Source organism: Rhodococcus sp. IEGM 27, from assembly GCF_033142305.1.
GTDB classification, from domain to species: domain Bacteria; phylum Actinomycetota; class Actinomycetes; order Mycobacteriales; family Mycobacteriaceae; genus Rhodococcus_F; species Rhodococcus_F oxybenzonivorans.
Map to the genome: position 1 here is coordinate 278,257 of NZ_JAWLSG010000001.1, position 19,788 is coordinate 298,044.

The window sequence follows — 19,788 nt, forward strand, 5'->3', positions numbered from 1 at the left end:
GGGAAAGCGATTGCCGGGCTTACTCATCGCCAACCGCGGCGAAGTCGCTTTGAGGATTATCCGCACCGCCCGCAGATCCGGACTTCGCACCGTCGCGGTTCACAGCGTCGACGACTCCGAAGCAACCCACGTCCGAGCGGCCGACGAGGTGTGCCCGCTGTCGAGTTGCGGCGCGGCTGCCTACCTCGAGATCGATCAAATGGTCAACGCAGCCATCACGTCCGGATGCACCATGCTCCACCCGGGATACGGATTCGCGAGCGAAAATCCGGAGCTGGCAGACGCCTGTGCACGCGCAGGTATCACATTCGTGGGACCCGACTCCGAGACCCTCCGGCTCTTCGGTGACAAGTCGGCGACGAGGGCTCTGGCCGAAGAGATCGGAGTTCCTGTCCTTCCCGCGACAAACGGTGCAACGGGTCTTCCGCAAGCGCTGGCCTTCATGGAAGCGCACTCGGGCGGCCCGGTCATGGTGAAGGCTCTCGCCGGCGGCGGCGGCCGCGGAATGCGGGTCGTCACAGACTCCGCCGACATCGGGCAAGCGCTCATTCGTTGTGGATCCGAGGCGCTGCGTGGTTTCGGGCAATCACAAGTCTATGTCGAGCGCTACCTTCCCCGCGCGCGGCACATCGAAGTTCAGGTGCTCGGCGACGGTGTCGGCGACCCGATACACCTCTGGGACCGCGACTGTACGATTCAGCGCCGCCATCAGAAGCTTATCGAGATCGCGCCTGCTTCGCATTTGCCGGACGCGACGCGATCGGCTCTTCTACGCTCCGCACTCGATCTCGCGCGGGCAACACACTTCCGAGGTGCCTGCACATTCGAATTCCTTGTCGATGCCGACTCCCCCGACATCTACTACTTCATCGAAGGAAATCCACGACTGCAAGTCGAGCACGGTGTCACCGAAGAAATCACGGGCGTGGACCTGGTCGCAGCCCAGATTGCCATAGCGGAGGGGGTGTCGCTGACGGACCAGGGTCTTTCCCAGGAGGCCATCGGAAACCCCCGCGGGATCGCTGTCGAAGCGCGAGTCACCCTCGAGCCCGCGGTCGCCCCCACACAGAAGATCACGCGATTCGACCTCCCGGCCGGGTCCGGTATTCGGGTGGAAAGCCACGGCTACGCCGGTATGCAGGCAACCAATGACTACGATCCGCTCCTGGCCAAGATCATCGTTCACCGACTGGGCGCGACCTTGGCACAGGTTCTCGCTCACCTCGAGACCCAGCTAGGTCATATCGTCATCGAGGGGGTGCCCACCAACCTGCCGCTGCTGCGCTCGGTGCTGGCCGACCCTGCAATTTCGGGCGGTGCGATGACGACGAGTTTCGTCGACGATTACCTGCTCAGATCATCGCGCATACCGGTGCAGGCGGAAGACAGCCAGGCGACCGACCTATTCGCACCGTCGGCCGGAACGGTGGTTTCGATCGCCGGCGAATCCGGGCAGTGGGTAGAGCAAGGGGAACCGGTTGCGATTCTCGAGGCCATGAAAATGGAGCATGAGATCATCGCCCCGGCCGCCGGACGGCTGGAGAAGGTGACCGTGCAGGTCGGCGATTTTGTCGCCGAGGGAGCCCGGGTCGCAACGCTTGCGGCGGTCGCCATCGACGACCAGCCCGCGGATACCACAATCGCAACTTGTGGACTTCCCGACTTGGACGACCTCCGTTCCGATGTCGCCGAAATCAGAGATCGCCACGAAGCCGGTCTGGACGCCGCCCGCCCACAAGCCAGCGCAAGAAGGCACGTGGCCGGGAAACGGACCGCCCGCGAGAACCTCGCAGACCTTTTCGACCCGAGCTCCTTTCGTGAGTACGGCCCGCTTGTCATCGCGGCGCAACGTCGAAGGCGGACGCTGGACGACCTCGAAGCCAATACGCCCGCCGACGGCCTCGTCGCCGGATTCGGCCGGGTGAGCGCGGCCGAGTCCGACGCACAGAACACCCAGGTCGCCGCCCTCGCGTACGACTACACCGTGCTGGCGGGAACCCAGGGACTGCAGAACCACAAAAAGGCCGAGCGGATGTTCGAACTCGCCCGGCGACGGGGCACCCCGGTGGTCATCTTCGCCGAAGGGGGCGGCGGCCGTCCCGGGGACACCGACAATCAGGCCAAGGCAACCGGGATGGACTTGGGGACGTTCGTCGCGTTGGGTCGGCTCAACGGACACGTTCCGACGGTGGGCATTGCGGCCGGCCGTTGTTTCGCGGGCAACGCGGCACTGCTCGGTGCCTGTGATGTCATCATCGCAACCGGCGACGCGAACATCGGGATGGGTGGACCGGCCATGATCGAGGGAGGTGGGCTGGGGGCGTTCTCGCCGGAAGCGATCGGACCCGCCACGGTCCAGGCGGCCAATGGGGTCGTCGACATTCTCGTCGATGACGAGGCTGCGGCCGTGGCCGCCACCAAGAAATACCTTGGCTACTTCCAGGGCTCTGCCCGTCAGTGGTCCTGCGCCGATCAACGTCGACTGCGCAACGCTGTACCCGAGCGACGATCGCGGGTGTTCGATATTCGTGCGCTCATCCACACCCTGACCGATGAGGAGTCGGTACTCGAGCTTCGAAAGGAATTCGGGCGAGGAATGGTTACGTGCCTGGCTCGGGTGGAGGGTCGACCGGTGGGCATCGTCGCGAACGACGGACGTCACCGCGGCGGCGCGATCGACAGCGACGGGGCCGACAAGATGGCGCGCTTCCTTCGGCTCTGCGATACCTATGAACTGCCGATTGTCTCCCTCTGCGACACCCCTGGATTCATGGTAGGCCCCGAAGCAGAAGAGACGGCTATGGTGCGGCATGTCAGCCGGTTGCTTGTCACCGGCCCTAATCTCGCTGTTCGACTGTGCGCGATCGTAATCCGCAAGTCCTACGGACTCGGAGGGCAGGCCATGGCCGGCGGAAGCTTTCGAGTCCCGGACGCGATGCTCGCTTGGCCGACTGGAGATCTCGGCGCTATGGGGCCCGAAGGGGCAGTGCGGCTCGGGTTCCGCCGAGAACTCGACGCGATCGACGACCCGCACGAACGCGAGCAGACCTTCCAGACTCTATTGGCCGACTACGAGGCCCAGGGGCGTGCCACGAACGCAGCATCGGTGTTCGAGATCGACGATGTCATCGATCCGGCCGACACCAGAGCGTGGATCGTCGAGACCTTCGACCGCGCAAACAGCAAACCCGTTGAGCGGGTTCGGTGGCATCTCGATACCTGGTGATACAGCAGCGGAAGCGCCCGCCCCCCGAGGGAGACGGGCGCCCGCTCACCGTCAGTCTTCGAGCGCCGCGCGATGCTGGTCCCGATCGACACCGCGAATCGTGAGGAGGGCGATCACGCTGATCACGGCGCAGCCGAGTGTGTAGTAGGCCGCGGACAACGGATCACCGGTCGCCGAGGCCATCCAGGTGATGATGTACGGCGCCGTGCCTCCGAACAAGGCCACCGAGAGCGCGTAGGTGACGGAAATTCCGGTGGCTCGGTTTCGCGTGCGGAAGCGTTCGGAAAGAAAGGCCGGCATCGGTCCCCCCACTGCACCGATAAGCACCCCAGCGAGCGCAAGCGCGGTCAGGCCACCCACGAAACCGAAGTTGAGCATGGCATAAAGGGGATAGGAAAGCACCACAACGGCCACTGAACCGCCCAGTAGGACAGGACGACGCCCCACTCGATCGGACATGGCACCGAAGATCGGCATGGAGATTGCCGCGATGAGCCCGGTGATCAACGCGAGCAGGTAGGAGCGTTCGAAGGACATCTCGAAGCTCTTCGACAAGAACGCCGGCATCCCGACCATGAAGGTGTTTCCGACCGCGTTGTAGACGACGACGGCACCCATCGTGACGAGAAAGTAGATCAACGAGCGTCCTTGCGGTGCCGACGAATCCTCCGACGACGGGTCATGCGCTGCGCGTTCGCTAGTCATGTGCTTGAAGTGCGGTGTCTCGTCGACGCGCATCCGCAGATAGAGGATGACGACACCCATTGGCGCAGCGAGCAGGAAGCCGACTCGCCATCCCCACGACGCCAACTGATCGGCGGAAAGGGCAATCGCCAGCACTGTTGCCACTCCACCACCGAGAACGAATCCCAGTGTGGTCCCGACGAAAGACCAGGACCCGTACACGCCGCGTTTGTTCGACGGAGCGGACTCCACCATCAGTGAAACGGCGCCGCCCATCTCACCGCCCGCCGACAGGCCTTGGCCGACACGGCAGAGAGTGAGAAAAATCGGCGCCAGCATCCCGATGTGGGCATGCGTGGGCAGGAGTCCTATAGCCGTGGTGGCCGCGGCCATCAGCCCGATGATCATCGCCAGTACGGGCCGGCGTCCGATTCGATCGGTCAAACGACCAAAGACGACTGCGCCGACAGGACGCAGGAAGAACGCGAGCGCGAAGATGAGAAACGTCGACAGGATCGCCGTCGTCGGATTGCCGGAAGGGAAGAACAGTGGCGCGAAAATCGGTGCCATATATGCGTAGATGGCGAATTCGTACCATTCGACGAGGTTGCCGAGAGACCCGGCGATCAGCGCCTTCCGGGAGGCACGCAGATCGAGCACCCTCTCGGTAGAGGAGTCCGGAGTAATGGCGTGAGTCATTGCGATTCCGTTCTGGTGAGAGCCAGCGAACCACCTAGTGGGATCGGCCGACACTGGTGTGTGATACACGGCACAGCCAGGAATGAGGCTGGCACATCCACAGTTCCCTGTCAACGGCGATGTAGATAGATCGCCGATCGCGCCACGCACTGCATTCAGTCGATTTTCAACTCACACGTTGACAAAGTGCGCGACCGGCTGCGACCATGGCAACAACGAATAATCAACGCGAACGTTGAACGAGTCGTCATCGCTTGATTCTCTGCCGCTACAACGTTCGGCCCCCGCGAGAGGTAGTCAGATATGCAGACAGCCAGTCCGGTCACATCCGCAACCGCGACCGAGTCGAGTCAGTTCAACCCGGATCGCCTCAGTGAGTCCGAGGTACGGACTGCGGTTTCCATCGCGAATGTCCCCGCTCTGCTCATGGTGGTCTACCAAATGACCGGAGACGGGAAGTGGCTCGAGCAGCCCTACCGCCCCACACGCGGCAAGGGTCTCGGCGACCACGACTCCGGAGGACTCACCGAGGAGATCCAGGAGGAAATTCGCCAGGCGGCAGTGCACGCAATCCTGGACTTCCAGGCCGGAGTCAAGCCCGCGATCGAGGCACCGACAGCTGAACAGACAGTCCGGATGATCAGCGTCTGCATGGGCGAGCCAGTCGCAGACCAGTACGGTCCGATGTTGTCGCTGGAGCTGGCGCGACGCGCAGCGCCGAACGCCCCCGAGCTCGCACTCCCCCCCGTCGATCCACCCGTCGGATTCAACGTCATCGTGATCGGCACGGGTGTCGCCGGCATCGCAGCAGCTCATCAGCTCGAAGACATGGGCATCGATTACATAATTCTCGAAAAGCAACCGGAAGCCGGTGGCAACTGGTGGCAGAACACTTACCCCGGCGCCGGCGTCGACACCCCCAGCCACCTGTATTCCTTTTCGTTCGCCAAGAACGACTGGAACACCCACTTCGAACTACGCAACGAACTGCAGGAGTACTTTGGGCGCGTCCTCAAGGAGGTCGGCGGCAACGAACGAGTCCGGTACAACACCGAAGTTCTCGCCGCGACCTACGACGAGACGTCACGAGGGTGGCACGTTGAGGTACGAAACGCTGACGGATCGATCGAGACCTTGCGCTCCAATGTCGTCATCAGTGCTGTCGGTGTTCTCAATCGGCCGGTAACACCGAATCTCCCCGGCATGGAGAGCTTCCGCGGAACGAGTTTCCACTCAGCCAACTGGCCCGAAGGACTCGAGGTCGAAGGCAAGCGGGTCGCCATCGTCGGTACCGGCGCCAGCTCGATGCAGATCACTCCCGCCATCGCGGATCGGGTCGAGCACCTGACGGTCTTTCAGCGCTCACCACAATGGGTGGCACCCTTCGAGAAGTTCCGGATGCCCATCCCTACGGAACTTCGGCGACTGTTGCAGTCGTGCTCCCTTTATCACAGCTGGTACTGGATTCGACTGTTCTGGCAGTTCGGCGACAAGGTCATCGAATCCCTGCGCGTCGATCCCGAGTGGGAACACCCCGAGCGGTCTGTCAACGCTCGGAATGATGCGCACCGTGAGTACTTCACTCGGTACATCACTGCACAGGTCGGCGACCGTACCGACCTCCTCGACAAGGTGATGCCCGACTACCCACCGTTCGGCAAGCGCATCCTGCTCGACAACGGTTGGTACGAGGCCCTGCGTCGGGACAACGTCGACCTCGTCAACGAATCGGTCGCCGCCGTGACCGAGACGGGACTCGTCAGCGCATCCGGAGCCGAGATCGACGCCGACATCATCGTCTGGGCTACGGGGTTCGAGGCCGCCCGCTTCGTCTCCTCGCTGGATGTGCGCGGAGTCGATGGACTGTCCCTGCGAGAAGCATGGAATGATGACGACCCACGGGCGTACCTGGGCGTCTCGGTTCCCCAGTTCCCCAACTTCTTCATGCTCGGCGGCCCGAACTCCTTCCCCGGTAGCGGCAGCTTCATGTTCTTCATGGAAGTTCAAATGCGGTACATCCGGGGCCTACTGACCAAAATGTTCGAACATGACATCGCCGCCATCGACGCACGAACCGATGCAACCGAAGAGTACAACGAGCTCGTCGACACCACCCACGACCGCACCGTCTGGACCCACCGTGGGATGTCGACCTACTACCGCAACTCGCGCGGACGAGTCGTCTTCGTCATGCCGTTCCTCAACGTCGAGTACTGGGAGATGACCCGACGGCCCGACCTGGAGAACTACACAGTCAGATGATGGTCGAACACCAGTGAGGGACTGAAGTCCGCCGCGCGCGACTCACCCCGAAGCCGGTGCCGGTGCTGAAAACAGTCACACCGGCGCCGGCATTGAGGCGTACCGATGTCGACCACCGGACATCCCAGTGAAGTCCGCCTGGAAATGGTCACCCTCCGTTGACCGCTCAGTCCCGGTCTTCTGTGTGATCAGCATCCGTGCTGTGGTCAACGGACGGCTCCCCGAGGGCGTCGACTGCCGGATCGAACCTCAGCGAAGCGCCGTACTGATGTGCTTCGTGGTACCTATTCGGACCGAGTGCTTCGAGGGTCAACGCCTGACACTCGTCGTGGTAGACGGTCAGGTTGTGGAACAAAACTGCGGAACTACCCACGGAGCAACCCATCGCCTCGGCCGCGCCCATGAGTACGGCCGCCCGCTCGTACGTCTGTCGTCGGCATGCGATCCATGACAGAGCTTCCAAACAGACAGCACCGTCGAAGTCATCCTGCTGAACTGCCGCGACTTCCCTCGCCCACAATGAGTAAGATCGATATACCGACTCACCGCGGAATTTCGTGACCGCGAGTACTTGCTCATGGCAAGTGATAGCCCGAGGAGCGTCACCGTTCAGCTGGTACGCCATCCGAGCATCATTAGAGTACAGACGTGCAAGACGGAATCCTGTTCCTCCCCAAACACTCTGAGGGCTTCTTCCAAACGCGAGCATGCGCGAGGAAGATCGCGACTGTAGATCGGGTGGAGCCCATCGGCATGAGCAATCCGCGCATGAGTCAGCTCGTCCTCAGACGTGTGCGACCAGTGCCTCTCTCTCCGCGACGAAGTCAGCTGCGGCAGAGAAATCGCCCTGTACTTCGGCGAGAACGCTCGCGGCATACAAGGCCTTGACGCGTTCGGCCGTCGAATCCCGGGGTCTTGCGCGCGAGTGCACGACCGAGCCAGTTCCGTCCTTCGTTGAACCGGCCACGGGTGAGCCAGAACAGCAGCAGCGTCGCCGTCATAGTCAGGCTGGATTCGATCGCAGCATCGTCATCCCCGGCCAAGCTGAATTCCAACGCCTCTCGCAAATTCGAGTTTTGACGTTCGAGACGAGTGATCCACTCCAGTTGGTATGCACTGATCCACTCTGCCTCGGCTACCAAACGCCGATGCCAGTCGTGGTGACGCCGACGCAGGTCCACGAATTGGGCTGCCTCTTCCGCCTTCTCGCGGCCATATTCGCGGAGCGTCTCGAGCATCCGGAAGCACACTGTGGTGCCCCATTCCTCGCGAATCAGAATCGACTTGTCAACTAACGATGTCAACGCATCGAGTAGGTCTTCCGGTGACATCACCAGGCCGCAGATCCCATTCGCGTCATCCAGTTCGAACACTCCGGCGAATACCGAATCCGAGCCCATACCTGCCGTTCGCGGGGGGTGCACAGGTAATAACTCCAGTCGACCGATAGCCGCAGTGTCTGTTGCCGTGTCGGTGCACCACGACTGCCCACGGTCAGCAGTCTGTATCTGTCCGTGAGACGTTCGAGGACTTGTCGACACCGAAGCCACCCTTACCAATCTCCACAGGGTGGTCGAACCCGGCCGCAGTCAACTCCGTGGTGAGATCAACGGGCAGGTCACGTTGCGTAGCAAACGGGTCGCCCGCGACCATCCCTGCAGCTATTGCCGACGGCAACTTCGGGACAGGGCATGACGTACGAACGCCCCAGCATGATCGTGCAACATATCCCATGCGATCACCTCCCACGCTATTTCCAGATTGCGAGGTTCAGCTCTCGGATTCACCCATATCAACGGCCCCTACTGCGGACCTGGACCAAGTGCGGCGGCCGGTACCATTCCGAACACTCATTACGAGCACCGGGGAGAGTCCCCACCCCCGTTCAGCCGGTTCCGGCGGAGCATGCTCCCTGATCGCCCACCGTATTGCCATCAAGGTGATCTGCTAGCGGTCACCCCGCTGGCGCGGTAGGCCTGCGCCGATTGCGGCTCTCCTGCTGTGATCGAGGGTGGAGTTCGTCGAGGGTGAGGGCGCACGACGTTGTCCCAGTGGCGTTCTGGTTAGTCCAGTGGTCAGTTGGCTACACGTGTGGGAACGGCATGCGCGAGGCCAGGATATCGAGTTAGGTGTTCGAAAAGACGGTGATCGAGGGCATCGCTTTCGACCACACGGCCACGGCGGTGGCGCGCCCGGACAGCTGCCTGGTCCGCACCTTCGTCGAGGCCGACGCCCCGCGGGTGTGCTGCCGCGGACACGGAGTCACGGTGACGCGGCGCCCTGGGACCGGCACCGCCCCCGCCCGGGCTGCGGCGGATCAGGATCGACGAGATCTCGTACAAGAAGGTCCACAAGTATTTGACGGTCGTCGTCGACCACGACGCCGGCCGGCTGGTGTCGGCGGCCCCGGGTCGTGACGCGGCCACACCGTCCGGGTTCTGCGACCTGCTCGGGGCCGAGCAGGTCGCAGAAGATCACCACGTCACCTCGGACGCGGCCGGGTGGCGTGTGGGGTAGATCTTCCGGCTCCCGGTCGAGCAGGCCGCTGCCAAACTCGACCGCTGGATCGACTGGGCCCGGGGGACGCACCCCCGATGCCGTCATCGCACTCGCGGTGCTCAGCTCGGGGGTGCGCGCCGGGTTTCCGATCAGCTCTCGAGGCACTGGCAGGCCGTACGCAATCTGCCCGCGGCGGACGAGCCGAACCTATTGGGCGAGCATGCCGGCGTCGATAAGGTGTTCGGCACCGGTGATGTAGGAGGATTCGTCCGAAGCAAGGAAGAGCACGAGATTGGACACCTCGTTAGGATCGGCGATTCTTCCCAAAGGGATCAGTCCGAGCGCGTCACCGCCCGATTCATCGGTAGCTTCCACCATCATCGGGGTTTGAATAAATCCCGGATGAACGGAATTGACCCTGATATTTTTCGGCCCATACTCTATCGCGGTTGCCTTCGTCATGCCGCGTACCGCGAATTTGCTCGCAACGTAGGCGAGGCTGGGAAATCCGTAGTTGGCCGCGATTCCGGCGATGGACGAGATGTTGACGATGGCGCCGATTCCTGCGTGTTCCATGGACGGTAGGACCGACTTCATCCCGTAGAAGACCCCGTCTTGGTTGATCGCGCACACCGTCCGATAGTCGGCCTCACTCAGTTCTGCGGTCTGTGTAACGGGTCCGAGAATACCCGCGTTGTTGACGAGGACCGTGATGTCACCAAAGGCACGGACGCCGTGTTCGACCACCTCGGCCCACGACTGCGGATCAGTGACATCGTGATGAAGGAAAAGGGCATTGCCCCCAAGATCTTCGGCCAACTCTTTGCCAGCGGCATCAGACAAGTCTGTCAAGATGACCTTGGCGCCCTCCTCGACGAATTTCCGGGCGTGGGACGCCCCCATTCCGCGGGCCGCCCCGGTGACGAGTGCGACTTTGCCGTCCAGTCTGTTCATAGGTTGATTCCTTCTGCGAGAGTGTGCGACTTCAGGACTTCGATTCGTGGCTGCAATCGAGCTGGCTGATAACTACCCGAGATCTGCAGAGTCAGCTCTGGCACCGCGAATGTGACGAGCGTCGCAGATAACTACCCACCCTGTCAACGTCAACGTAAATGTAAACATCCGGCCATAGATGCCTAGAACCCGGTTAGCCGACTACATGTGCGTCACCGACGAAGGCCGTCGCTACCTGGTGGCGGCCAGTCATTCCAAGCTTGCGGAGGATCCTCACGACATGGCCCTCGACCGTGCGGGGAGACAGGACCATCCGCGCCGCGATCTCTTTGTTCGACAGTCCATCCGCAATAAGTCGGGCGACTTCGAGTTCGCGCGGTGACAGCAGTGCGGCAGCTGACGACCCCGAAGATCTGCGCTCGGTAGGCACTTCCTCTTTCAGGGCAAACCGGACCATCTCCGGTATCGACATCTCCGCCCCACGGCGGCGACATTGTGCGAACCGCTCATCCCCGAGACCGGTGCGGGCGGCCGACTCGAACTCGGCGCGCCGCTCCACCCAATGCCGGGATCCATAAAGTTGCATGCCGAACGACTCCCACATTCGCGACGCCGCGCCGAGAAGGACCGCCGAACGTTCTTTGGACCCTGCGGCCGCCTCCGCCCAACTGAGCAGGTCAGTTACCAGAGACGTGCCGACCACGTCGTCGAGAAACTCCCTTTTCAGGGCGAGGCTTTCCATCGCACGGCGCAGTGCCTCATCGTATCGTTCATCCGCCAAGGCAGCGAGACCGAGGCCATAAACGGCATAGGACAGCATCCATCGCTCCCCCGCGAGTTCAGAGTGCACACGCACAAACTCGAAATGCTCGAGCGCGCGCACAGTGTCCAGCGTGGAGCAGTAGAACATTCCCATTTCAATATGGAGTGCCCACAGCAGATCGATGTTCTCGGGCAGTTCCTCATACCGGTTCAGAGCGTCTTTGAATAGCGGTTCGGCCGACTCGAAGTCACCGTCCAGGTAATCCTTCAGTCCTTTGGTCTGCGTTGCGAAGGCTATGGTCGCGTCGTCATCGCACGCCGAGGCGAGTCGGATCGATTCGTCGAGAACGTCGGACGCCGCCGACCGATCGCCTTGCATTGTCTGGACCAGCCCCAGGGTCGCCAGCAGCCGGCCTCGGCGAGCTGTGGGAGCGGTATCTCTCTCGGCGATACGCATCAACCACATCCGATGCTCACGCACCGAAAATCCAGAGGACCAGAGGAACCAGGCCGTTGAGACGAGTTCGGTTGCGGTGGAAAGCATCTTGTCGCTTCCCGCCGATAGCGCGGTGTGCAAGGCCTTGCGCAGATTAGCCCGGTTGCTTCGCAGCAATTCGCCTGCCCGCTGTTGTCCGGAGCTCGCCCAGGACTCGACGGAGGACCTGACAAGCGTTGAGCACGACTCGAGGTGCCTCAGTTGTAGTGCGTCGGCTTCGGCCGGACTGAGCTTCCCGGCTCCGTATTCGCGGATCGTTTCAAGCATGCGGAATCGGGCCGAATCACCCCGCTGCTCGCGTTGCAGCAGCGATTTTCCCACGAGTGCGGAGATGCCGTCGAGGATCAATTGTGCGGGTAGGTCGTCATCGCTACACACCTGTTCGGCCATCGGTAGGTCGAACTCGTCGACGAAGACGGACAAGCGCGCCCATAGCTTTTGCTGGGCCGATGTACAGAGCTCGTAACTCCAATCGACCGTGGCCTGCAAGGTGCGATGCCGTTCGGGTCCGGACCGATTTCCGGTCGTCAGCAGCTCCAGTCGTCGATCGAGCCGCTGCTCGAGGTCTTGGACCGAAAGCACGCTCAATCGTGCGCAGGCGAGTTCGATCGAGAGCGGAATACCGTCCAGCTGGCTACATATTCGACGGACAGTGTCGCGATTGCGATCGGTGATGGAAAAGCCCGCAAGCACTGCTGCCGCTCGGCTTTCGAATAGCTGGAGGGCGGCGCCGACGGATCCGGAATCGTCGGAGCGTGTCGTCGAGAGTGGTGCCAACGTGAAAACGTGCTCGGCTGGGACAGCGAGACGTTCACGACTGGTGGCGATGATACTGACCTGCGTCGTGTGGCGAAGTAGGTAGGCGACAAGCTCCGCACAGGAATCGACGATGTGCTCACAGTTGTCGAGAATGATCAACATCTGCTTGTGCCTGAGGTAGTGAACCAAGACCTCCTCGAGCGGACGCCCAACCAGGTCGGTTTGACCGATCCCCAGTCCGTCGAGGACCTCCTGAGCAAGAAGCCCCGATGTCTTCAAAGACGCCAGTTCAATGAAGCGCACGCCGTCGGCGAATGCCCTCCGGAAGTCGGTGGCTGTCTGAACAGCGAGGCGGGTCTTTCCGATGCCGCCAGGACCGGTAATCGTAATCAGGCGTGTGGTACCCAGGAGCCGCCGGAGGGCGAATAATTCCCCGTCTCGACCGACGAACCCCGTCGAGAAGGTCGGAATACTGCTGCCGTACTGGGGATACGGAGCGACTTCTAGTGGCTGGTTCGACGATTCCGACCGAATGTGGCGCACCAACTTGGCGAGGGTGTTCCGCGATCTGTCCCAACCGATAGCACGGTGAATGTCGGCGATGCTGATGTCCGGGTCTTCGGCCAGCAGGGTCCGAATCGCCGGTTCGAAGGCGTCGGCGACCGACCCCTTCCGGGGACGGTGGTCTGTGGGCGGCTCGTCATAAGCAAGTGCGCGACGAACAGTATTCCGCGACATACCAAGACTCTCGGCAATCCCCTTGATCGTTGCGCCCTTCGCGTGCAGTTCGCGTATTTCGTGCCATTCGTCGGCGTTCACGATGCCTTCCTGGGTACCCCGCGCGGCGTGGTGTCAGGGAACCCCGTCCACTGCGCCATCGTGACACTGTGCAACTACGGGGTCAAGATCTGACAGCATGTGACACGACGCCGGCCATGACGCGCAGCCCCGGCGTGAAACCGGCTCTGACCTGCACGAAGATGTCTCTCGTACGAGCCCGACTAGATGCGTAGTGGATCGCGTAGAGGAACGGGTTCCATACACGCCGCTGAGTCGGCAGAGTGATGGGCACCACACCGACGCGGAGTTCCGATGAGGAGCTGTTCCGTTAGTCGGCGGCTCAGCGCCCGGCGGATGGAGGACACTCCGCCGGCATCCGATGGAACTCCCCTGGTGTTCACGATCGAGCGAGGAACGACATGGTTGACAATGGTGACTGGTGCGAGGTGCTACCGGTTGCAGATCTCCTGGTCCGCGGGGCCCGGAGCCATCCTGACCGGGACTTGATTGTCTTCCCGGACAGCCGATACACCTACGCAGACGTGCTCGAACGGGCAACACACGTTGCGCGGGGACTCATCGCCCTCGGGGTACGTCGAGGCGACCACGTCGGTCTGCTCGCCCCGAACGGAATCGAGTTCATCGAGGGCTTCTTCGGCGCGGCGCTGATCGGCGGTGTGATCGTTCCGCTCAATGCCCGACACAAGGCCACTGAGCTCGGGTACATCGTCCGAAACGCAGACTTGGCCGCAGTGTTGACGGTGTCCGGGGATGACGCTTATGTCGACTTCGTCGATGTCATGCACGACGCTCTTCCATCATTGGCCGAGGCCGCCACGGACCGGGACCTGCACCTCCCGGAGGCACCCCTGCTGCGGCAGGCGGTACTCCTCCGCGGTGAGAGCAACAACCGAGGGTTCGTCGGCCGCTCGACGCTTGATGGGTTGGCGGAGACGGTTCCCCCCTCGGATGTCGATCAGATTCGGCGGCGAGTCAGAATTCGCGACGCCGCAGCAATCTTGTACACCTCGGGCACAACGGCGAACCCCAAAGGGTGCATCCTTACCCATGAGGCTTTGACCCGCGGACCAGTCGAGCGCGCCGGCAAACGGCTCGTGACGGACGACCGTCACATCAGCTGGGCAGGTGGACCGCTGTTCCACATCGCCGCACTCTCGCCACTGATCGGGGCGATGGGTGCCGGAGGCACCTATGTCACCGACGTCTATTTCGAGCCCGGTCGTGCCCTCGCACTGATGAAGCGGGAGCGCCCGACCACCGTCTGGCCGTGGTTCCCCGCGATGATGCAATCGTTGATGGACCACCCGTCATTCGACGCATCAGTGCTCGACTCACTTCGCTATCTATTCTTGATTGGACCTCGCGTGCTGATCGAGCAGGTGCAGCAAACCTTCCCGTCCGCGGAACTCGTGGCCGCGTGCGGGATGACCGAAACCGCTGGCATCTACGCGCTCAGCGAGCGATCCGACACCATCGCCGACCGATCGGGAACCCAGGGCAAGGCCGCCCCTGGAATCGAGCTGCGCATCGTCGATCCCGACACCGGCGCCGAACAACCTCAGGGCACCCCGGGCGAAATGCTCGTGCGCGGGTATTGCGTCACGGAAGGCTATTACAAGGATCCGATCAAGACAGCAGCTGCCATCGACACGGATGGGTGGTTCCACACCGGCGATTTGTACAGCCGGACAGAGACGGACTGCCTCGTGTTCCACGGCAGGCTGAAGGACATGCTCAAGGTCGGCGGCGAGAACGTTGCCGCCATCGAGGTCGAAGCCTTCCTGTGTGAGCATCCGGCCGTCAAGACCGCTGCCGTGATCGGCCGACCCGACGAGCGTCTCGACGAGGTTCCGGTGGCGTTCATCGAAATTCGCGCAGGCCACAATGTCGAGCCCGATGAACTGATCGAGTTCTGCCAAGGCAGGATCGCCCGGTACAAGGTCCCCCGCGCGGTGCACCTCGTCCAACCCGATGACTGGCCGATGTCCGCGACCAAGATCAACAAGCGCGCACTCGCAGAGCGCCTCACGGAAATAGAAACCGGCGTCGGCGCGCTCTAATCCTGATCCGTAGTTATTCATCCACAGTACGACCATCCCGAATCATGTCTGGAGAAGTTCGTGACAACCCCTGAACAAAACATAGAAATCGCGAACAATTTCGCCAAGGTGTTCTCGACAGGAGACGTGGACGCCATCCTCGACTGCCTCCACCCCGATGCCACGTACTGGGTGTCCGGTCAGATCGAGGGAATGTCGGGCACCTACGACAAGAAGCGACTTGGTGAACTCCTCCGCGGTGTGACAAGCATCTACAAAGAAGGCGCGCTGCAGATTACACCTACAGGTGCAGTCGCCCAGGGTGACCGGGTTGCCGTCGAGGCGGAGTCCTACGCAGAACTCAACAATGGCCGCGTCTACAAAAACCAATATCACTTCTTATTCGAAATCGCTGACGGAAAAATCATTCACGTCAAGGAGTACATGGACACCAAACACGCTTACGACATCTTCTACTCCTGAGCTGACCCGCCCGGCGAGGCGCGGGTGCCCCAAAGTCCTCGCCCAGAAACACCCTCCCCCGATGAAAGGACAGAACAATGGCAATGGAAACAGGACTGATCGTCCACCCGTACATGCGCCCCGAACGAACCGCGCGCCAGACGTTCGATTGGTGCGTACAGCAGGCCATCGAGACCGACGAGATCGGCTTCGATTCGATCATGTTCTCCGAGCATGCCTCACAGCGTTGGGAGAATATCCCCAACCCGGAGTTGATCATCGCCGCGGCCGCACGCCAGACCGAGCGGATCAAGTTTGCGCCGATGGCTCACATCCTTCCCCACCACAATCCGGCGAAGCTCGCGATCATGGTCGGCTGGCTGTCTCAGATCCTCGAGGGCCGGTACTTCCTCGGCGTCGGTGCCGGCGCCTACCCGGACGCCTCCTACATTCATGGCATCAAGAACGGTGAAGACACCCAGTTCACCAACGAGATGGTCCGCGAGTCCCTCGACATCATGGAGAAGATCTGGAAGCGCGAGCCCTTCTTCTACGAGGGACGTTTCTGGAACGCCGGCTACCCGGAAGAGAAGCACGGCGACGAGGGCGACGACCAGCACAAGCTGGCCGACCTCAGTCCCTGGGGTGGTGCACCGGAAATCGCCGTGACCGGATTCAGCGCAAAGTCACCGTCGATGAAATTCGCCGGCGAACGCGGATTCCGGCCGATGTCGATCTTCTCCGGGCTGGACGCCCTGAAGATGCACTGGGACATCTACTCCACCGCCGCGGAGGCCAATGGACACGTCGCTGACCGTTCGCGCTATCACGTGTCCCAGACGGTGTTCGTCGCCGACACGGACAAAGAGGCGAAGCGGCTTGTGATGGAAGGGCCGATCGGATACTGCTTCGAGCGCTACCTCATTCCGATCTGGTGGCGATTCGGGATGATGGACGGATTCATCAAGGACGCCGGAGCGGACAGGGCCGACGTCGACCTCGAATGGGTTGTCGACAACGTGTTCTGTGTGGGCTCACCCGACACCGTGGTGGAGAAGATCAACACGTTGTTCGAGGCCAGCGGCGGATGGGGCACGCTGCAGATCGAATCCCACGACTACTCCGACGATCCCGCCCCCTGGTTCAATTCTCTCGCGATGATCCAGAGCGAAGTAGCGCCGAGGATTTCCCTTCCGCAGCCCGCCGTCTCCGCCGGATAACAAAGTCGAACTAGAGACCGGGGGCCTGCTCCGCGCACCGGATCAGGCCCCCGGCAGCTGGTCTCCAGACCACTCACTCGATTTCGAGCCACGAACACAACGGCCGATCGGAGCGTGGGGGAATCGCCAGTTCGCCAGGACGCGGAAGTCAGGAATTCGGCTCGTTGCGGTAACCGCTTCCCCTCGATCAACGGCATTCACATCTTGCGCCAGGACGGCTACCAGGCGTCGCCTCTGACACCGCACTGGAATTTCGTGAACAAACGTCGAGACATATAGGAGCAGGCATCAGCATGGCAACGATCAAAACCCGCGGAGCGATCCTGCGCGAACAGCCAGGTAAGTTCGAGATCGTCGAACTGGATCTCGACGAGCCTCGGCAGGGCGAACTACTTATCAAGATGGCAGCATCCGGTCTCTGCCACACCGAGGCCAGCATCGCCGCCGGGCACATGGGCATCGGCCACTTTCCGATGTGTGTCGGACACGAAGGAGCCGGCGTCGTGGAGATGGTCGGCCCCCATACTCCCGGCTGGGAGGTCGGCGACCATGTCGTACTTTCCTGTTTACCGCAGTGCGGACGCTGCAAGATGTGCGCAACAGGCCACGGCAACCTCTGCGACCTCGCACAGCACTTGATGCTCGGCTCCCGATTCGATGACCCCCAGAGCTGGCGGATGTCCCTCGACGGTAAACCGGTCGGTCAGTGGTGTGGTGTTTCTACGTTCTCCGAATACACCACGGTAGGTGTGGTGTCCGCAGTCAAGATCGACAAAGCCATCCCCCTTGACAAGGCCTGCTTAGTGGGGTGCGGCGTCAACACGGGTTGGGGATCCGGTTTCAACATGGCGCAGCCGGTCCCCGGCGACACCGTGATCGTCATGGGCATCGGTGGCATCGGCGCCTTCGCCTTGCAAGGAGCCCGTCACGGCGGTGCTACCAACGTCATTGCAGTCGATCCAGTGGAATTCAAGCGATCGACGGCTCTCGAGATCGGCGCGACACACGCCGCCGCCGATATGACCGAGGCGACCGAGATCGCCCGAAGCTTGACCAACGGGCAAGGCGCGGCGGCAACCATCGTCACCGTCGGCACCCTCGAGCCTGAACACATCACCGAAGCCTTCGACTCCGTCGCGAAGCGCGGCACCGTCGTACTCACTGCGCTTGGCGACTCGGCGCACATCGGACTGCCGATTTCTCCCTTCGAGCTGACGCTCTATCAGAAGCGAATTCAGGGATCGATGTTCGGCGGAGTATCCCCGATGTGGGACGTCACCAAGATGCTTGACATGTATTCGGCCGGTCAGCTCAAACTCGACGAAATCATCACTCGCACCTACTCCCTCGACGAACTCGATCAGGGGTACGCCGACATGCACGCTGGCCTCAACATCCGCGGCGTCATCATCTACTGATCCTCCGATGCCGCTAGCTCCAGCGACGCAGACCTCGAGCGGCATGCATGCCGGAACCAACCCGGGCACGTCGACAACTGTATCCGGGTCGGTTTCGGCAGTCATCGTTTGAATAACGACTTCATAAGATGTCCAAGAACCCCTCTGGCACTCGTACTTGCATCGTCACCCTATTCGGCAATTCATCGCTTCTTGTCCTGCCCGACAGCGGTCGCCGACTCCTGATTGCGACGCACTGCACCCTCGCGTATGAGGAAACTCGCATAACTTTTCGAAGGGATCAATATGACCGACGCGGTACTCGTGGACGTCGTCCGCCTCGCCTCCGGCAAGGGCAAGCCGGGCGGCGCGCTGTCCGGCACCCACCCGGTGGAACTCCTCGCGCACGTGCTGCGCAGCCTCGTCGAGCGCAACGGCATCGACCCCGCGCAGGTCGACGATGTCATCGGCGGCTGCGTTTCTCAAGTCGGTGAGCAGGCGGTGAACATTTCGCGTACCGCACTACTGTCGGCCGGGTTCCCTGATTCGGTCCCGGCCACCACCATCGACCGCCAGTGCGGTTCGAGCCAGCAGGCGGCGCACTTCGCCGCGCAGGGCGTCATCGCCGGCGCCTACGACATCGTGATCGCCGCGGGTGTCGAGTCGATGTCCCGCGTGCCGATGGGCACGACGACCCTCGGGCAGGACACGTCCGGCCCGGGCATCGCGGCCCGTTACCCCGAGGGCCTGGTCAACCAGGGAATCTCCGCCGAACTGATCGCCGCCAAGTGGAAGTTCGACCGCGACACCCTCGACGCCTACTCGGCCGAGTCGCATCGCCGCGCCGCCGACGCCGCCGCGAAGGGGTTGTTCGACAAGGAGATCCTGCCGATCGAGGTGACCAACGCGGCCGGTGAGACGGTGACGCACCTCGTCGACGAGACCGTGCGCGCCTCGACCACCGCCGAGGGGCTGTCCGGGCTGAAGTCGTCGTTCTACTCCGAAAAGTACGCGGCCCGGTTCCCCGAGGCGCAGTGGCACATCACCCCGGGCAACTCGTCCCCGCTGACCGACGCTGCGTCCGGCGCACTGATCATGAGCGAGGAGATGGCCGCCAAGCTGGGCCTGACCCCGCGGGCACGGTTCCACTCGTTCGCCGTTGCGGGCGATGACCCGGTCTTCATGCTCACCGCCCCGATCCCGGCGACGAAGAAGATCCTCGCGAAGTCGGGGCTGAGCATCGACGACATCGACGCCTACGAGGTCAACGAGGCGTTCGCCCCGGTGCCGCTGGCGTGGGCACACGAGTTCGGTGCCGACCCGGCCAAGCTGAACCCCCGCGGCGGTGCGATCGCCCTCGGCCACGCGCTCGGCTCCTCGGGCACCCGCCTGCTCGGCACACTGGTCAACCAGCTCGAGGCCACCGGCGGACGCTACGGCCTGCAGACGATGTGCGAAGGCGGTGGGCTGGCCAACGCCACCATCATCGAACGCATCTGACCCCGACGCCCAGCGGTGCTTCCACCGG

The 19,788-nt window shown here is 62.3% G+C and carries 12 protein-coding genes and 1 pseudogene; 8 read left to right on the forward strand and 5 right to left on the reverse strand.

The genetic code is table 11. The features are described from left to right. Positions 1 to 10: 10 nt before the first annotated feature. Positions 11 to 3,226: a carboxyl transferase domain-containing protein gene (locus R4P95_RS01260; RefSeq protein ID WP_317746683.1), complete on the forward strand. Its 3,216-nt coding sequence runs from the start codon at positions 11 to 13 to the stop codon at positions 3,224 to 3,226. Positions 3,227 to 3,277: 51 nt separating this feature from the next. Here R4P95_RS01260 and R4P95_RS01265 read toward each other — a convergent pair whose 3' ends face one another. Then, a complete protein-coding gene (locus tag R4P95_RS01265) occupies positions 3,278 to 4,609 on the reverse strand; it encodes an MFS transporter (protein ID WP_213573011.1) in 1,332 nt (443 codons plus the stop codon). A 303-nt stretch (positions 4,610 to 4,912) separates the two neighbouring features. On the opposite strand from R4P95_RS01265, the gene R4P95_RS01270 reads away from it, so the two are divergent. Further along, positions 4,913 to 6,871 (forward strand): NAD(P)/FAD-dependent oxidoreductase, encoded by a 1,959-nt coding sequence (locus R4P95_RS01270; protein ID WP_213573012.1) that lies wholly within the window; start codon positions 4,913 to 4,915, stop codon positions 6,869 to 6,871. Between the two features lie 166 nt (positions 6,872 to 7,037). Here R4P95_RS01270 and R4P95_RS01275 read toward each other — a convergent pair whose 3' ends face one another. Both R4P95_RS01275 and R4P95_RS01280 read right to left on the reverse strand, forming a co-directional pair. Further along, positions 7,038 to 7,496, reverse strand: coding sequence for a hypothetical protein (locus R4P95_RS01275; RefSeq protein ID WP_317746682.1), 459 nt, complete (start codon positions 7,494 to 7,496; stop codon positions 7,038 to 7,040). A 199-nt stretch (positions 7,497 to 7,695) separates the two neighbouring features. Further along, positions 7,696 to 8,244: a hypothetical protein gene (locus R4P95_RS01280; RefSeq protein WP_317746681.1), complete on the reverse strand. Its 549-nt coding sequence runs from the start codon at positions 8,242 to 8,244 to the stop codon at positions 7,696 to 7,698. Positions 8,245 to 9,049: 805 nt separating this feature from the next. Here R4P95_RS01280 and R4P95_RS33485 point away from each other — a divergent pair. Beyond that, a pseudogene (locus R4P95_RS33485) lies at positions 9,050 to 9,376 on the forward strand (transposase); the annotation flags it as partial. 201 nt (positions 9,377 to 9,577) lie between these two features. On the opposite strand, the gene R4P95_RS01290 reads toward R4P95_RS33485, so the two are convergent. Both R4P95_RS01290 and R4P95_RS01295 read right to left on the reverse strand, forming a co-directional pair. After that, positions 9,578 to 10,324, reverse strand: coding sequence for a glucose 1-dehydrogenase (locus tag R4P95_RS01290; RefSeq protein WP_208962294.1), 747 nt, complete (start codon positions 10,322 to 10,324; stop codon positions 9,578 to 9,580). 193 nt (positions 10,325 to 10,517) lie between these two features. Continuing rightward, positions 10,518 to 13,160: a LuxR C-terminal-related transcriptional regulator gene (locus R4P95_RS01295; RefSeq protein ID WP_317746680.1), complete on the reverse strand. Its 2,643-nt coding sequence runs from the start codon at positions 13,158 to 13,160 to the stop codon at positions 10,518 to 10,520. 380 nt (positions 13,161 to 13,540) lie between these two features. Here R4P95_RS01295 and R4P95_RS01300 point away from each other — a divergent pair, with 380 nt between their 5' ends. The 5 genes from R4P95_RS01300 (at position 13,541) to R4P95_RS01320 (ending at position 19,760) form a co-directional block, all read left to right on the forward strand. After that, positions 13,541 to 15,202, forward strand: coding sequence for a class I adenylate-forming enzyme family protein (locus R4P95_RS01300; RefSeq protein ID WP_213573015.1), 1,662 nt, complete (start codon positions 13,541 to 13,543; stop codon positions 15,200 to 15,202). Positions 15,203 to 15,262: 60 nt separating this feature from the next. Further along, positions 15,263 to 15,664 (forward strand): nuclear transport factor 2 family protein, encoded by a 402-nt coding sequence (locus R4P95_RS01305; RefSeq protein ID WP_213573016.1) that lies wholly within the window; start codon positions 15,263 to 15,265, stop codon positions 15,662 to 15,664. 77 nt (positions 15,665 to 15,741) lie between these two features. After that, positions 15,742 to 16,863 (forward strand): LLM class flavin-dependent oxidoreductase, encoded by a 1,122-nt coding sequence (locus R4P95_RS01310; protein WP_249353940.1) that lies wholly within the window; start codon positions 15,742 to 15,744, stop codon positions 16,861 to 16,863. Between the two features lie 302 nt (positions 16,864 to 17,165). Further along, positions 17,166 to 18,281: an NDMA-dependent alcohol dehydrogenase gene (locus tag R4P95_RS01315; RefSeq protein ID WP_213578200.1), complete on the forward strand. Its 1,116-nt coding sequence runs from the start codon at positions 17,166 to 17,168 to the stop codon at positions 18,279 to 18,281. Positions 18,282 to 18,566: 285 nt separating this feature from the next. Beyond that, on the forward strand, positions 18,567 to 19,760 hold the full coding sequence (locus R4P95_RS01320; protein WP_317746679.1) for an acetyl-CoA C-acyltransferase: 1,194 nt from the start codon (positions 18,567 to 18,569) through the stop codon (positions 19,758 to 19,760). The last annotated feature ends 28 nt before the right edge of the window (positions 19,761 to 19,788 follow it).

Bases quoted from the DNA above. Each gene is read 5' to 3' on its own strand.
- R4P95_RS01300 (WP_213573015.1), top strand. From the start codon at position 13,541: ATGGTTGACAATGGTGACTGGTGCGAGGTGCTACCGGTTGCAGATCTC.
- R4P95_RS01310 (WP_249353940.1), top strand. From the start codon at position 15,742: ATGGCAATGGAAACAGGACTGATCGTCCACCCGTACATGCGCCCCGAA.
- R4P95_RS01320 (WP_317746679.1), top strand. From the start codon at position 18,567: ATGACCGACGCGGTACTCGTGGACGTCGTCCGCCTCGCCTCCGGCAAG.
- R4P95_RS01265 (WP_213573011.1), bottom strand. From the start codon at position 4,609: ATGACTCACGCCATTACTCCGGACTCCTCTACCGAGAGGGTGCTCGAT.
- R4P95_RS01270 (WP_213573012.1), top strand. From the start codon at position 4,913: ATGCAGACAGCCAGTCCGGTCACATCCGCAACCGCGACCGAGTCGAGT.
- R4P95_RS01275 (WP_317746682.1), bottom strand. From the start codon at position 7,496: ATGGCGTACCAGCTGAACGGTGACGCTCCTCGGGCTATCACTTGCCAT.
- R4P95_RS01290 (WP_208962294.1), bottom strand. From the start codon at position 10,324: ATGAACAGACTGGACGGCAAAGTCGCACTCGTCACCGGGGCGGCCCGC.